Annotated in this window: 16 protein-coding genes; 7 read left to right on the top strand and 9 right to left on the bottom strand. The window is 61.2% G+C overall.

What is annotated here, in order from left to right; translation table 11 throughout:
* Positions 1–3: 3 nt before the first annotated feature.
* From FF80_RS00415 to FF80_RS00385, 7 genes are all read right to left on the bottom strand, one after another.
* The gene (locus FF80_RS00415) at positions 4–864 is read right to left on the bottom strand and encodes a phosphatidate cytidylyltransferase (RefSeq protein WP_052153014.1); all 861 of its coding nucleotides are present in this window, start codon (positions 862–864) and stop codon (positions 4–6) included.
* Positions 861–1622, bottom strand: a complete 762-nt coding sequence (locus FF80_RS00410) for an isoprenyl transferase (RefSeq protein ID WP_035096695.1) — start codon at positions 1620–1622, stop codon at positions 861–863. The genes FF80_RS00415 and FF80_RS00410 overlap by 4 nt, the downstream gene beginning before the upstream one ends.
* Positions 1623–1653: 31 nt before the next feature.
* On the bottom strand, positions 1654–2214 hold the full coding sequence (gene frr / locus FF80_RS00405) for a ribosome recycling factor (RefSeq protein WP_035096693.1): 561 nt from the start codon (positions 2212–2214) through the stop codon (positions 1654–1656).
* Positions 2215–2232: 18 nt separating this feature from the next.
* The gene (pyrH, locus tag FF80_RS00400; protein WP_035096691.1) at positions 2233–2952 is read right to left on the bottom strand and encodes a UMP kinase; all 720 of its coding nucleotides are present in this window, start codon (positions 2950–2952) and stop codon (positions 2233–2235) included.
* Between the two features lie 199 nt (positions 2953–3151).
* Positions 3152–4078 (bottom strand): translation elongation factor Ts, encoded by a 927-nt coding sequence (gene tsf, locus FF80_RS00395; protein WP_035096689.1) that lies wholly within the window; start codon positions 4076–4078, stop codon positions 3152–3154.
* Positions 4079–4148: 70 nt separating this feature from the next.
* Positions 4149–4919 carry a 30S ribosomal protein S2 gene (gene rpsB, locus FF80_RS00390; protein ID WP_035096688.1) on the bottom strand — a complete coding sequence of 257 codons (771 nt, stop codon included), beginning with the start codon at positions 4917–4919 and terminating at the stop codon, positions 4149–4151.
* A 179-nt stretch (positions 4920–5098) separates the two neighbouring features.
* Positions 5099–5389 (bottom strand): PilZ domain-containing protein, encoded by a 291-nt coding sequence (locus tag FF80_RS00385; RefSeq protein ID WP_052153013.1) that lies wholly within the window; start codon positions 5387–5389, stop codon positions 5099–5101.
* Between the two features lie 556 nt (positions 5390–5945).
* On the opposite strand from FF80_RS00385, the gene FF80_RS00380 reads away from it, so the two are divergent.
* From FF80_RS00380 to FF80_RS00355, 6 genes are read left to right on the top strand one after another with little or no spacing between them, the layout of a single operon-like run.
* Positions 5946–7094 (top strand): extracellular solute-binding protein, encoded by a 1149-nt coding sequence (locus tag FF80_RS00380; RefSeq protein WP_035096686.1) that lies wholly within the window; start codon positions 5946–5948, stop codon positions 7092–7094.
* Positions 7094–7975, top strand: a complete 882-nt coding sequence (locus FF80_RS00375; protein WP_244445676.1) for a sugar ABC transporter permease — start codon at positions 7094–7096, stop codon at positions 7973–7975. The genes FF80_RS00380 and FF80_RS00375 overlap by 1 nt, the downstream gene beginning before the upstream one ends.
* Before the next feature lies 1 nt (position 7976).
* Entirely contained in the window at positions 7977–8801 is an 825-nt protein-coding gene (locus tag FF80_RS00370; RefSeq protein ID WP_035096684.1) for an ABC transporter permease subunit, read from the top strand.
* Positions 8802–8809: 8 nt separating this feature from the next.
* Positions 8810–9847 carry an ABC transporter ATP-binding protein gene (locus FF80_RS00365; RefSeq protein ID WP_035096683.1) on the top strand — a complete coding sequence of 346 codons (1038 nt, stop codon included), beginning with the start codon at positions 8810–8812 and terminating at the stop codon, positions 9845–9847.
* A gap of 1 nt (position 9848) precedes the next feature.
* Entirely contained in the window at positions 9849–10685 is an 837-nt protein-coding gene (locus FF80_RS00360) for a glycerophosphodiester phosphodiesterase family protein (protein ID WP_035096682.1), read from the top strand.
* 28 nt (positions 10686–10713) lie between these two features.
* Positions 10714–11526 carry an inositol monophosphatase family protein gene (locus tag FF80_RS00355; RefSeq protein ID WP_035097013.1) on the top strand — a complete coding sequence of 271 codons (813 nt, stop codon included), beginning with the start codon at positions 10714–10716 and terminating at the stop codon, positions 11524–11526.
* A gap of 16 nt (positions 11527–11542) precedes the next feature.
* Here FF80_RS00355 and FF80_RS00350 read toward each other — a convergent pair whose 3' ends face one another.
* Positions 11543–11815, bottom strand: coding sequence for a hypothetical protein (locus FF80_RS00350; protein ID WP_152558212.1), 273 nt, complete (start codon positions 11813–11815; stop codon positions 11543–11545).
* A gap of 128 nt (positions 11816–11943) precedes the next feature.
* Here FF80_RS00350 and FF80_RS00345 point away from each other — a divergent pair, with 128 nt between their 5' ends.
* Complete coding sequence (locus FF80_RS00345) at positions 11944–12543, top strand: 5'-methylthioadenosine/S-adenosylhomocysteine nucleosidase (protein ID WP_035096680.1); 600 nt, start codon at positions 11944–11946, stop codon at positions 12541–12543.
* Here FF80_RS00345 and FF80_RS00340 read toward each other — a convergent pair.
* Positions 12540–12869, bottom strand: coding sequence for a hypothetical protein (locus FF80_RS00340; RefSeq protein ID WP_035096679.1), 330 nt, complete (start codon positions 12867–12869; stop codon positions 12540–12542). The genes FF80_RS00345 and FF80_RS00340 overlap by 4 nt on opposite strands.
* Between the last annotated feature and the right edge of the window lie 58 nt (positions 12870–12927).

Here is a 12927-nt window from a genome sequence, read left to right as displayed (position 1 = left end):
TCATCACCAGTAGAGCAGGCCCTGGGCCACGGCGTCAAAGCCGCCATGCAGGCCGCCCACGATCAAAACCAGCAAGACGCCAAATGTGAGGCTATCGAGCCGGTCCATCAGGCCGCCATGACCCGGAATAATATCGCCGCTATCCTTGATGCGGAAATGACGTTTGATTGCGCTCTCGCCCAGATCACCCAACTGCCCCAAAACGCTGATCGAGGCCGAGAGCGTGAGGCCGATCCACCAGGGTGAATCCGTGAACACGACCCACAGCAGCAGCCCTGCCCCGGTACCCAGCGCCAGCCCGCCAAGCGCGCCCGACCAGGTTTTGGAGGGCGAAATATCGGGCGCCAGCTTTTCCCCGCCGATCTGCCTTCCAGTAAAAAAGGCTGCAGAATCAGTCATCCAAACCACCGTGCCGAGATAAAGGCCGGCCCAGACGCCGTGGATCGTCGTGCCCCGCATCATCAGCGCGGCGATGATGATGGCACCGAAAATCACCAATCCCAGCACGCGCCACCAGATCCCCTCGCCGCGCATTGCCAGCGCGATCACGCAGGCCACGGCGATGACTGCCATGCTGCCAAGTGGCCCGAACAGCGGGAAAATCACGCCGGACAGCACTACAAGTCCGATCAGCGCCATGCCGCCGGGCGTCAATGGCGCCCGCGATACCATGGTTTCCCATTCGCGATAGACGCCGCCAAATACCCCGCCAACCACGGCTGAAAACACGTAGCCGCCCAGATAGAGAGCCGTGGCCGTCAAGGCGATCAGGACGGCGGCGGATGCGAGACGCGGCCCGAGATCGGACCACAAGCGGCGGCGATTGGCAGACGGTTCTGACGAGAAATCGCCTGGATTGGTCAAGGTGATGCCGCCTCGATACCGCCGAACCGCCTGACACGCTGGGAGAAAATCTCCAGCACGCGAAGGAATGTGGCCTCATCGAAATCGGGCCAGTACTCATCCACGAAGACGAATTCCGAATATGCGGCCTGCCAGAGCAGGAAATTGGAAATACGCTGCTCGCCGCTGGTGCGGACGATCACGTCAGGATGCGGAATACCCGTCGTATAGAGCGCAGCCTCGATCGTGGCCTCGGTAATGTCCGATGGAGCGAGCCGGCCGGCGGCCACCTCAGCAGCGATTCTCCGGGTCGCATCGACGATTTCGGCCTTGCCGCCATAGTTGAAGGCGACGATCAGCACGAGGCCGGTATTGGCCGCCGTCTTGGCCTCGACATCATCGATCAGCCGAATGAGCGAAGGCTCGAGCCCGTCGCGCGAACCGATGATTCGCACCTGCACATTATTGCGGATCAGCCGTTGCAAATCTGACGCAACAAACCGGCGCAATAGATTGAAGATGAAGACAATTTCATCCTTTGGCCGCGTCCAGTTTTCCGATGAAAAGCTGAACACGGTGAGGTTTGCCACGCCGTAGTTGATGCACAGTTCGACAAGGTTTCGCAGCGCCTTGACGCCCTCGATATGTCCCTCGGTGCGGCGCTTGCCGCGCGCTTTCGCCCAGCGGCCATTGCCGTCCATGATCACGCCAATATGCGCCGGAATGCGCAGCGACGCAGGCGGAGCGAGTTCGGCAATGCTGGCGGGGTCGATGGACATCCACGCTCTCCTGGCGCAGTGGGTGGGCAGCTTAGACCTGCATGATTTCCTGTTCCTTGGCGGCGACGACACTATCGATTTCGGCCACGGCCGCATCGGTCGCCTTCTGCACCAGGTCGGCCTGTACGCGGGCATCATCCTGGCTCATATCGCCGTCTTTCTCGGCCTTTTTGAGAATATCCATACCATCGCGGCGGATATGGCGCACCGCCACACGGGCCTGCTCGGCATAATTGTGGGCAACCTTGGTCAGGTCGCGCCGGCGCTCTTCATTGAGTTCGGGCAGCGGCACGCGGATAATCTGCCCCTCCCCCATCGGGTTGAGCCCCAGGCCACTGTCGCGGATCGCCTTTTCGACGGCATTGGCCATTGAGCGATCCCAGACCTGCACGCTGAGCATGCGCGGCTCCGGCACTGTTACAGTAGCCACCTGATTCAGCGGCATGCGCGAACCATAGGCTTCCACCGTTACGGGTTCCAGCAGGCTCGCGCTGGCGCGGCCCGTCCGCAGTCCTGCCAACTCCTCGCGCAGCGAAGTGATGGATTTCTGCATGCGATTTTTGAGTTCGCTCAGGTCGTAGCTGGCGGCCATGGCTAAAGTCCTTCTCGTCTAGTTCGACGCGCTGACCAGGGTGCTGCGGGTCTTGCCGGCAAGCACGCCGGTCAGCCCACCCGGATCGTCGAGCGCGTATACGATTATCGGCATGGAATTGTCGCGGGCAAGCGCGAATGCGGCAGTATCCATGACCTTGAGGTTTTTCCCGATGACTTCGTCATAGCTGACCGTGTCATAGCGAAGCGCATCGGGATTTTTCATCGGGTCTGCTGAATAGACCCCGTCGACCTTGGTGCCCTTGAGCACGACATCGCATTCAAGCTCGATGGCGCGCAGCGTGGACGCCGTATCGGTCGTAAAGAACGGATTGCCGATGCCACCACCCAACACTACCACAAAACCGTCTTCCAGCGCCAATTTGGCGGCGCGAGCGGTAAAAGTATCGGCCACATTGGGCATGGTCACGGCGCTGAACGCCTTGGATTTAACACCTTGACGGGAGATTGCGTTAGACAGCGCCAGCGCGTTGATCATGGTGCCCAGCATGCCCATCAGGTCCGCTGTAACGCGATCGGTGCCATCAGCAGCGCCGGCCATGCCGCGGAAAATATTGCCGCCGCCGACCACGACACCGATCTGGACGCCCGTATTGGCGACATCGGCGATCTGCTTGGCGATGGCCTGCAAAAAGGGTGGTTCTATACCGAAGGAATTGTCCCCCGCCAGCGCTTCGCCCGAGACCTTGAGCAGAATGCGTTTATAGGCAGGCGCCATCGGCGAACCCCTTCAAGAAAAATTGTTTTGGGGCACCGAATCCGGCGGCACCCGCGCGACACTAGGCAATCGCGCTGCCAAGGGGAAGCACCGAACCTGTGCAAATTGTAGCTAGTTGAGGTTTCTGCGCTCAATCCCCGGCCAAATCATGGCCAGACGGAGAGCAGCGGACGGGCCCGAGGGCCCATCCGCAATTGGCTTACTTGACGCCGGCAGTGGCGGCGACTTCGGCAGCAAAGTCGGTCTCGACCTTCTCGATGCCCTCGCCCAGTGCGAAACGCACGAACTTGGTCAGCTTGATCGGAGCGCCGACTTCTTTCTCGGCATTCTTGAGCACGTCCGCGACCTTGGTCTCGCCATCGACGACGAACACCTGCGAGAGCAGAGTGACTTCCTCGAAATACTTGCGCATGCGGCCTTCGACCATCTTTTCGGCGATCTCGGCGGACTTGCCCGATTCCTTGACCTGCTCAAGAATGATGGCGCGCTCGCGAGCGACCACGTCCTGGTCCAGTTCTTCGGGGGCAATCGCCTGCGGCTGGGCAGCGGCAATGTGCATGGCGAGCTGCTTGCCGAGGCTCGACAGGGCAGCCTTGTCACCAGTCGACTCGAGAGCCACCAGGATGGCGATCTTGCCGAGGCCCGGCTTGACCGCGTTATGCACATAGCTTTCCACCACGCCATCGGTGACCGAAACGGTCTGCGTGCGGCGCAGGTTCATGTTCTCGCCGATCTTGGCGATGGCTTCGGTCAGTTCGGCCGAAACCGAGTGGCCCGAACCGGGGAACGGCATTTCGCCGAGCTTGACCACGTCGCCATCGGCGTCGAGTGCCAGCTTGGCAACATTGCTCACGATCGACTGGAACTGCTGGTTGAGCGCCACGAAGTCGGTCTCGGAATTGACTTCGACGGCAGCCGCGGTGGTGCCGTTGGTGGCAACGCCAACCAGGCCTTCGGCGGCAACGCGGTCAGCCTTCTTGGCAGCCTTGGCCAGGCCGCGCGTGCGCAGCCAATCGACTGCTGCTTCCATGTCGCCATTGGTCTCGGCCAGGGCCTTCTTGCAGTCCATCATGCCGACGCCGGTCGCGTCACGGAGCTGCTTAACCAGTGCTGCTGTGATTTCCATGGGTACACCTCTTGGCGGCCCCTCGCGGGGCCGCATATTTCAGATCAAAACGAAATCGGATTTAGCCGACTTAGTTGACACTTGCTTCGTCGGTCGGCAGGTCTTCGGCCGGAGCGCGCTCGGAAGCACCCAGATCCGCGCCGAGAGCCGAGGACGAACGGCCGATGCCGTCAATCGCAGCCTTGGAGACCAGCGACACATAGAGCTCGAGAGCGCGCGACGCGTCATCATTGCCCGGGATCGGGTAATCGACAGTGTCGGGATCGCAATTGGTGTCCACGATAGCCACGACCGGGATACCCAGACGACGGGCTTCCTTAATCGCGTTGGCTTCCTTGTTGGTGTCGATGACGAACAGCAAGGACGGCAGGTTGCCCATGTCCTTGATACCGCCCAGGTCACGCTCAAGGCGTTCCTGCTCGCGGCTCATCATCAGGCGTTCCTTCTTGGTGCGGAGCGCGAGTTCATCTTCGCTCAGCGACTCGAGTTCGCGCAGGCGCGAGATCGAGTTCGAAATGGTCTGCCAGTTGGTCAGCGTGCCGCCGAGCCAGCGCGAGTTGACATAGTACTGAGCCGACTGCTTGGCGGCATCGGCCACCAGGGGGGCGGCCTGACGCTTGGTGCCAACGAACAGCACGCGGCCACCGTCAGCGACGGTGTCGCTGATCAGCTGCAGTGCGCGGCTCAGGGCCGGCACAGTCTGGCTCAGGTCGAGAATGTGGATGTCGTTGCGAACGCCGAAAATATAACGCTCCATTTTCGGGTTCCAGCGATGCTTCTGGTGACCGAAGTGAACGCCTGCTTCGAGCAGTTGACGCATAGAAAAATCGGGCAGTGCCATGATGGCTGCTCCTTGTTTACCGGTTGATGCCTCCACGAAACATTTGCGACGGTCTCCCGCCACCGGATGGTTCTTCGGTTTCCCGAAAAGCCTGTCTCGTGTGTGAAATCGCGCTGACACGCAGTCAAACGCAGGGGCGATATAGGTGAAGCGGCCCAAGAAGGCAAGCGTTACCGCGATCAGGGCTTGCTTGGTTTGGCGGGCTCGACGGCGGTAAAGGCCAGTCCCACTTCGTCTTCGCTGCGCCAGACCACGCGATAAGGTTCGATCTGGTGGCGATCGGGGATCAGGATATAGGCGGCATCCGGGATATCTTCGGTCGAGGCGAAAGACAGCTTGGCCCCCTCCGGCGAGATATTCCTGATAGTGCCGGTTTTGCGGACAATGCCGTCCTCGTGCACCAATGTGGTCTCCACCTTGGCGGCTTGCCGCGGCACCTTGCGACGCTCGATCTTGGAAGTGGGTGTCATGACCTTTGCCCGGTTGAACCTGTGTTCTAACGGTGTTGGGTCACCATCGAATTACACATTTCATCGCGTTTTTAGCTATCCGGCAAGGCTGCCCGTGAGGAGACCGAGCGACGAAATTTGGCGTGATGGGGACCGGATGGGCCGGCACACCTATTACGGCAAGCAGCAAGGAGGCATGAGCCGCAGAAGTTATTCACAGAGCGGAACATTCATTTCATTGTGACTGCGATACGGATGAGGCGTTCGAAGAATGCAAGGCATAAAGCGTCTCAACATCGCCCGTTTTGCCGCAAAGTCGCGCACGTGTGCAAAGGCTCGCGTCACGCCGCGGCGGAATTGCAAGGCGCCTAGCAGAAGGCTGTTACAAGACCGTCGCAAACTTATGATTACAACGCGACCGCCGAGACGCTGTGTCCGGTAGCGGGTTTCCACTTGCACACGCTCGCAATGAATAGTTAGTCTTGCTTCCAGCATTGGCACAAGACCGATGAAATCTGCGGGCGGAACAACCGCCGAGTGGAACATCCGTTCGAAAACGGACTTTGGGAGACAACAAATGAAACGGCGTGATTTCATGCTCGCTGCCGGTACTGCTGCCGGCGCCCTTATGCTGCCCCGTATGTCGTTCGGTGCCGAGGGCACGATCGACTGGTACACCAGCTCGGACAGCAATATTCTCGATTTCTGGACCAATACGGTGAAGCCCGCCTTCGAGGCAGCCAATCCTGGGATCACCCTCAATCTCGTCGATGCCGGTGACGGCGCCGGCGTCATTGCCATCGGCGAACGCGCCATAGCGGCCAAGCAGACCAATACTGATCCGCAGGCCGATTTCTTCGAATCCGGCGATGCGCTGCTGCCGTCGGGTGCCATCGAGGCCGGCGTCTACACCAATATCAAGGAAGCCGGGCTCTCGAACTATTCAAAGGTCAATCCGCTGGCCATCCAGAGCGATTACAGCCTGCCCTACCGCGGCTCGCAGGTGCTGCTGGCCTATGATAGCGCCAAGCTGGCGGCGGCCGATGCGCCCAAGACCTGGGACGATCTCGTCGCATGGATCAAGGCCAATCCCGGCCAGTTCGTCTATAACCGTCCCGACAAGGGCGGTTCGGGTGGCAATTTCGTGCGCCGCGCCATCCACCAGGCCAATGGGCTCGACCCGGCGGCGTTCACGGTCGACAACTATACCGAAGAGTTCGGCAACGAGGCCCTGACCAAGGCCTGGGCACTGCTCTCGGACATCGCTCCGTCGCTCTATGATGGCGGCGCCTACTCCTCGGGCAATACCCAGTCCATCCAGCTCCTGGCACAGGGCGTGGTGACCATGGCTCCGGTGTGGTCCGATCAGGTGCTGCAGGCCATCGACCAGGGCGTGCTGCCGGCTGAAACCGGCCTCGTGCAGCTCACCGACCTGGCGCTGGCCGGCGGCTTCACCCGCTCCATCGTGATCGAGAACGGCACCAACCGCGATGCCGCCCTCAAGCTGGCCGATTTCATCCTCAGCGAGGAAATACAGGGCGCCATCCTGACCGAGCTCGGCGGCTTCCCCGGCGTGTCCTGGGATTATGTGTCGGCGGAACTGCGCGAGCGCTTTGCCGATATCGTTCCGCTCACCATCCCGACCTTCCCGGGTGGGGCGTGGGACGCCGCCATCAATGATGGCTGGTACCGCAACGTGGCTCCGAACGTCGATCGCGCCTCGTGATTGACGCAACCGATGCGGCCCCACGTCCGCTGATCGATACCACTGCACGCAGGAGGCCGATTGGCCTCCTGCTCGTGGCTGTTCCGGTCTTTCTTGTCGCCTGGCTCGTCATCTGGCCCATCATCAGCGCTATCCTGCGCACCGTGTGGCGCCCGGACGCCAACGGGACGGTGGGCTTCAACCTTTCCAGCTACGTCTTCTTCTTTTCTGACCGCTACAGCCTCGATAATCTGAGCGTGACACTGTGGACGACGATCACCTGCGCCGCCCTGTTGCTGCTCATCTGCCTGCCCATCTCGCTCTATCTCCGATTCAGCAAGGGACGCCTGCCCGATTACGTGCAGGCCATGGCAATCTTTCCGATGTTCGTGCCCTCGATCATCCTGAGCTACGCGTTTATCCGCGTGCTGGGACCCAATGGCATGGTGGACATCCTGCTCAATTCGGTGGGCCTGCCCAAGATCCGCACGCCTTATCTTACGCCATGGGGCCCGGTGATCGGGCTGGTGTGGGACAATATTCCGCTGACGGTGCTGATCCTGCTGTCGGGCTTGGGCAATGTTGCCAATCAGGCGATCGAGGCGGCGCGCGACGTGGGCGCCAACAAGCTGCAAGTACTCTGGCATATCATCCTGCCCCGCATCTCCAATTCGGTGCTGGTGGCACTGTCCTTTGCCGTTCTGGGCATTTTCTCGGCCTTCACCCTGCCTTACCTGTTGGGGCCGGCATCGCCGGAAATGATGGGACCGTTCATGCAACGCACCTTCCGCGAGGTGAACGACCCGCTCAATGCCATCACCCAAGCGGTGATCACATTCGGATTCTGCATCGTGTTCGGACTATTCTACGTGCGCTCGGTCGCGCACAACCAGGGGAAGTGACATGACGACACTTGCCCAACCGCGTCTGCGCATCGACTGGCTGGGCATTGCCTTTGCCATCCTGTTGTCGGCCGCCATCATCCTGCCGCTCCTGGTGGTCGCCACCTGGGCATTCACCGAAGTGTGGCGCTATCCCAATGTGATCCCGCAGCAATTCGGCCTGCGCTTCTGGGGGGCGACGCTCAACCGGTCCGACGTGTGGTCAGCGCTGACGCTGAGCCTGCAACTGTCCACGGTGGTGACGCTGCTGTCGGCCGCGATCTGCCTGCCGGCGGCCTATGCCTTTGCGCGACTGAGCTTTCCGGGGCGGAGCATCCTGTTCTTCTCATTCCTGGCCGGGCATGCCTTTCCCAAATTCGGCCTGCTGATCGCCATCGCGGCGATCTTCCTGCAGCTCAACCTCATCGGCACCTTCTGGGGCGTAGTGCTGATCCAATTGGTGGGTACGCTGCTGTTCATGATCTGGATCCCGGTGGCGGCCTTCCAGGGCGTCGACCGGCGCATGGAGGAGGCCGCGCGCGATGTGGGCGCCAGCCCGCTGAGGGTATTCTGGTCGATAACCCTGCCCCAGGCTGGGCCGACCATTGCCGCGGCCGTGCTGCTGAGCTTTGTCGGCACCTTCTACGAGACCGAGGGCGCCTGGCTCATCGGGGCGCCCGGCATCCGCACCATGCCGGTGCTGATGATCTCGTTCATCAACAACCAGATGGTGGTGCAGTATGGCGCGGTGCTCTCGCTTATTCTGTGGGTGCCCTCGTTCATTGCCCTCATGTTTGCCCGCCGGGTCATCGGCGGCGGCGCCTTCGCCCGCGGCTTCGGCGGCTAGGATCGATCATGTCCGTTCTTAATATCTCCAATGTTTCCAAAGTCTTCCCCGGCGGCACTGTGGCGGTCGACAACTTCTCGCTCGAGGTAGCGGATGGTGAACTGGTCTGCCTGCTCGGCCCGTCCGGCTCGGGCAAATCGACCCTGCTCCGCATGGTGGGCGGCTTCGAGGAACCCAGCAGCGGGCTGATCACTATCGATGGCGAGGACATTACCCACCTGCCCGCCGAAAAGCGCCCAACCGGCATGGTGTTCCAGAGCCATGCGCTGTGGACCCATATGAATGTGTTCAAGAATCTCGCTTTCGGCCTCAAGCTACGCCGTCTGCCGGCCGATGAGATCAAGCGCCGGGTGGAAGGCGTGTTGGAGCTGGTCGGGCTTGGCGGTTACGGTACGCGCCATGTAACCCAGCTTTCCGGCGGCCAGCAGCAGCGCGTGGCGCTGGCCCGTTCACTGGTGCTTGAGCCCAAAATTCTGCTACTCGATGAACCCTTTGCCAGCCTTGACCAGCATCTGCGCGAGCGGCTGCGCGAGGAAGTGCGCGATATCCAGCAGCGCCTCAAGATCACGACGCTGTTCGTGACGCATGGGCAGGACGAAGCGCTCTCCATGGCCGACCGTGTCGTGGTGATGCGTGACGGCAAGATCGAGCAGGCCGATCGACCGGACGTGGTCTATCGCGAACCGCGGACGCCGTTTGTGGCGGGCTTTATCGGCACGATGAACCTGTTGGAAGGGACCGTTGCTAATGGCGTGTTCAATCGCGCCGGCTTCAGTTTCCCGCTCCCGGTGGCCGATGGCCCGGCGATCCTGGCGATTCGTCCCGAAGCGTTGGACCTAGCGGCCGTCAGCGAGAACGGCCAGGCCAAGGTGCATCGGGTGACAGATTATGGCACCCATGGGCTGGTCGATCTGGAACTGCCGGATGCGACGCGCCTCAAGGCTTCCGTGGCTCATCCCGACATGTTCAAGACCGGCCAATCGGTCGCGCTGACACCCCGCGCCATCGCCGCTTACCGTGACCATGCCCTCATCCACAAAAGCTGATATGACCGACCCAATCACTATCGTTCGCAACGGCCACAAGACCTGGCTCAAGTGGCATCGCGGCCGCCGCCGGGCCGGCGATCCGGCCTTCACCGGTGAGCGCATTCTCGAAGGCATGCGGCTGGGCGCCAGTGTCGAGGTCGATCTCGTTATCCATGCCGACCGCGGCTATGCCGTGCTGCATGATCTGAGCGTCGAGCGGGAAACCACCGGCACTGGCAAGGTGGCCGAACTGAGCGCCGCGCAGCTGCGGTCACTCTTCCTGCGCGACGAAGACGGCCAGCCACTCGATCAGCCCGTGATGTTGCTGGAAGATCTGGCGGCGCTGCTGGCCGAGAGTGGCGCCCATTCCGATGCGTTGCTGCAGCTGGACTATAAGGAAGATGCGCTGGCGCTGGACGAACGCGCCATCACGACCTTCAAGGATAGCATCGCCCCCGTCGCCCGGCACATGATCCTGTCATCCGGCGATGCTGCCTCGGTGCAGTTGCTGAGCGATGGGGTGGATGGGCTGCGGATCGGCTATGATCCCTGCCATGACGGCGCGCTGGAACGCCTCGCCGTTTCGCGCGATTTCGTGGGCTTTGTGGCGGATGCGATCGCCGCTTCGCCAAATGCCGAGATGATCTATCTCGCCTACCCCCTCGTGCTTGAAGCGGACCATCTGGGCTTCGACATTGTCGCGGCCTTCCATGCGCGTGGCCGCCGTATCGACGCCTATACGATCAAGGCAGCAAATGCGGATTCCCGCGTTGCGGTCGAGCGGCTGCTCGCGCTGAAGGTGGATCAGATCACCACGGACGATCCCGAGGGCCTTGCGGCCCTTGTTGCAGGATAATATGGCCCGCAGCGGCCTGGAGATAGATATGCAGTCCTACGATGCCGTGCTCGCCGATATGGTCGCCATTGCCCGCGAGGCAGGCGCCTTGACGCTGGGTTATTTCAAGCGCTTCCGCGACCTCGAAATCGGCATCAAGGGACCAGCGGACTTTGTCTCCGAAGCCGACATGGAATCCGAAAAGCTCATCCGCAAATTCCTGTTCGAGCGCTACCCGAACTGGAGCTTTACCGGCGAGGAATTCGCCCCGGTGACAGGCACGGACCCCGAATATCGCTGGCTGGTCGACCCCATCGATGGCACGACCAATTTCATCAATGGCATGCATTACACCATCTCGATTGCCCTGCGGCGCGGCAATGAGACGGTCTGCGGCGCGCTCTACAATCCGGTGTCCGATGAGATGTTCACCGCGATCAAGGGAGCGGGCGCCTTCATGAATGGCGAGCCGCTCAAGGTCAGCGAGCAGAGCGATATCGGCCTGATGAATGTTGGAACGGGCCTTGCGACGTCGCGCATGTTCACCTTCCCCGGCTTCTATCAGCGGCTCGAACAGATCCGCGATCCGATCGGCTCGGTGCGTATTGTTGGTAGCTCCGCCAATTCCTGCGCCTATGTCGCGCTGGGCCGGCTGACGGGCTATTACGAGGAATCGGGCTTGGTCGATTGGGCAGTCGGCGTGCTGCTGGTGCAGGAAGCCGGCGGCATTGTTACCGATTGGTGGGGGCGCGGGCCGGAATTCTACGAAAAGACCGGCTGCGTCATCGTCGCCAACAAGGCGACGCATGCCTATCTGATCGGCAAGCTCAAGGACGCGCCGCGCAAGGACCCGGCTGACTAGCCAGTATAGCGGCCGCCTATGTCGGGCTGAATTCGACTTCCCACATGCGGGGCCAATAGACGTCGTCGTAAAAGTCGGCCGGGATCGGCGACATGCGCGAAATGGCGCGTGAGGCCAGATCGATCTGCTGGGCCAGATGCTGGATGACTTCGGGCATGGGCCGCCCCGTAATGAATTCGCGCGTGCGCCACTGATCGAGCTTGAGGTAGCGCAGGCGGCGCCTGGCTTCGGCCTCCACATCTTGAACGGAGACAAGTTCGCTGCTGTTCTGGACGACTGCGAAACGCACTTCAATAAACTCAATACAAGCAAGGCACGGCATGATCGCCGCCACGAGTGTCATCACTTTGTCATGCCTGCGTTACCGAAGCGGTAACGCCAATTCTGATGGTGCAGTCCACGTGCTAACTTGGCGCCATGTCGATTCTTTACGTCATGGCGGCTCCCGCTGAATACGGTCCTCACCTGCGCCAACGCATCTCGCCGTTGATGACGGGGATTGGTCCGGTCGAAGCCGCAATCGCGGTGACACGGGCGCTCGCGGAGGCAAAAGCCGCCGATAGCCTGCCTGCTTTGGTCGTTTCTCTGGGATCTGCGGGCTCGCGCACGCTTGAGCAATGCGAAGTGTACCAAGCCCATTCGGTAAGCTATCGCGACATGGATGCTTCGGCGCTGGGTTTTGCTAAGGGTCAGACGCCGCTACTCGATCTGCCACCGGTCTTGCCCTTGCTGCCGCTTGTTGCGGGCCTGAAGGGTGCGAGTCTCTCGACCGGCGCCAATGTTGTATCTGGCCCCGCCTATGACGCTATCGAGGCCGACATGGTGGACATGGAAACCTATGCCATCCTACGGGCCTGCCAGAGCTTTGGCGTGCCTTTGCTGGCATTGCGGGGTATTTCGGACGGGGTGGCAGAATTGAACCACCTGGCCGACTGGACGCGCTATCTGCACATTATCGATGAGAAACTGGCCGCCGCGGTCGATCTGATAGAGGCAGCATACAGCCAGAATGCCTAGTTGCCGGCTTGGCTCTTCTTGTCGCGCCGAGCGCGCCGCCAAGTGGACCATTTGCGGGTGCCGCGGACGATGGCGTGGTTGACTGGGCCCTGCAGGAATACGAGATCGAGCGCGAGCAGCAGCAGCCCTAGCGGCAGCATCCAGAGGCCCAGGACGGGCAAGAAGCTGAATATGCCGCCCAGCACCAGCAGGAAGCCCAGCGGGATACGAATCCAGCGGGCTTCAGGGCGACGGACGCGTTCCAGCCAACCGGCGGCAAATCCGGGCGCACGGCGTTGTATCTTATCGAACTGGCGATTGAGACGGGCGTGGCTCTTGCTGCGCATGGGCTATCCCTTGTGGGCTTGGCGTTGAACAATAATTGGTGGCTCAATCTGAATGTTC

Origin of the sequence: Devosia sp. LC5, from assembly GCF_000735585.1 — a bacterium.
In the GTDB taxonomy this organism is placed as follows: Bacteria; Pseudomonadota; Alphaproteobacteria; order Rhizobiales; family Devosiaceae; genus Devosia.
The sequence above is the reverse complement of the archived record's forward strand: the minus strand, read 5'-3'. Positions and strand labels throughout refer to the sequence as shown.